This window comes from Butyricicoccus sp. (genome assembly GCF_050872565.1).
GTDB lineage: Bacteria > Bacillota > Clostridia > Oscillospirales > Butyricicoccaceae > Butyricicoccus_A.
The window spans coordinates 1-1,695 of record NZ_JBNMHC010000423.1; the positions used below are offsets into that span (position 1 = coordinate 1).

Here is a 1,695-nt window from a genome sequence, read left to right on the forward strand (position 1 = left end):
CCATGACGCAGAGGGCGGTAACTATTCCGCATCGCAGCTGGCACAGTATGCAATACATGAAGTGTCTATCAGCTCGCGCAACGATGTCATTGTCTTGATGCACGATACGTATGGCAAGGAAAATACCGTAAAGGCATTGCCAACCATCATCGAAGGCATTCAGAAGCAGGGCATTGAGTTATTGCCGATCACCAAGACAACCCGACCGGTACATTTCAGCGTCAATGAAAACACACCGGCAGAGTACACGGAAGAGACCAGCACCAAGAGCGAAGATACGTCCAAGAGCAGCTCCTCTAAGAGCGAAACGAAAAATTAAACGCACAACAAGAAATCACCAGTTCCGGTACGACCGGTTCTGGTGATTTTTTACTGTTGCACTTCGTATGATACTCTGTCGCCCTCCCTCTTACGCACAAACCAAACTTGTCTCTCCCTTTGGGAGAGATGTCGCGCAGCGACAGAGAGGGCAGGCTCCCTCCTTGAGGGAGCTGGATTGCCGCCCTGCGGCAAGACTGAGGGAGTAACACGCTATCTCTGACGAATCAGGGTAACTCTCATACGAATTTATCAGCGTCCTGCCCTCTCAGTCATTTGCTGCGCAAATGCCAGCTCTCCCAGAGGGAGAGCCAAGAAGTCGGTGCGAACTGCGCACCGGACAAATCACAAGAGCAGCCTTGATATAGACTGGTTTGCGTGCTGCTCCTTCCGTCACGGCTTGCGCCGCGCCACCTTCCTCAGAGAGGAAGGCTCTGGAGCTAGATGTAAACGGTACAAACAATTTTTAATTCGTATATTTACAATTAAATTATACAAATAGTAAATATACGGTATAAAATCTCCTGTTTTCAATTGGGGACAGGTGGAGTATAATAAGGACAATACGTGCCTGCACGCAGGAGATCACGAAAATTCATTCCTGAGGTGGAAGTTATTATGAAAGACGGTTTTATCAAAGTCGCGGCAGCCACGCCGGAAATCCATGTGGCTGACTGCGCATTCAATGCAGACAATATTTTGACTCTGTGCCGTGAGGCAAATGAACAGGGCGTGCAGGTTGTTGGTTTTCCGGAGCTGTGTCTGACCGGATATACCTGTTCCGATCTGTTCTTGCATGAGGTCTTGCTGGAAGGTGCCAAGCAGCAGCTGCTCCGCATCGCCAAGGAGACCAAGGACATGGACATGCTGATTTTGATTGGCATTCCGGTTCGTGTGCGCGGTGCGCTGTATAACTGTGCCGCTGTGCTGCACAAGGGCGACATTCTGGGCATGGTGCCGAAGCGCAATATTCCGAACTATACCGAGTTCTATGAGCTGCGTCATTTTACAGAAGCGACGGAAGAGACTGCAGAATATCTGACTTGGGGCGATCAGGAGTTTGCTCTCAGCCCGATGCAGGTGTTCCAGTGCACAGAGATGCCGGAATTTACAATTGGCGCAGAGATTTGTGAAGATTTGTGGGTATCTAATCCGCCGTCCAGCGCATTGGCTGCCGCAGGCGCAACGATTATTTATAATCTGTCCGCTTCGGATGAGATTATCGGCAAGGCAGCTTATCGCCGCGATTTGGTGCGGATGCAGTCGGGACGCGGACAGTGCGGCTATATCTACTGTGATGCCGGTCAGGGCGAGTCCTCAACGGATCTGGTCTTTGCCGCACACAATATCATTGCAGAAAACGGCTCGATTCTCGCA

1 protein-coding gene and 1 pseudogene are annotated in these 1,695 nt (G+C 50.6%); both read left to right on the top strand.

Features of this window, described 5'->3' with window-relative positions; translation table 11 throughout:
- Positions 1–319 (top strand): annotated as a pseudogene (locus ACR0P9_RS12095) (hypothetical protein); the annotation flags it as partial.
- A 617-nt stretch (positions 320–936) separates the two neighbouring features.
- The coding region (locus ACR0P9_RS12100) for a nitrilase-related carbon-nitrogen hydrolase (RefSeq protein WP_432620497.1) at positions 937–1,695 on the top strand (759 nt) is incomplete at its 3' end.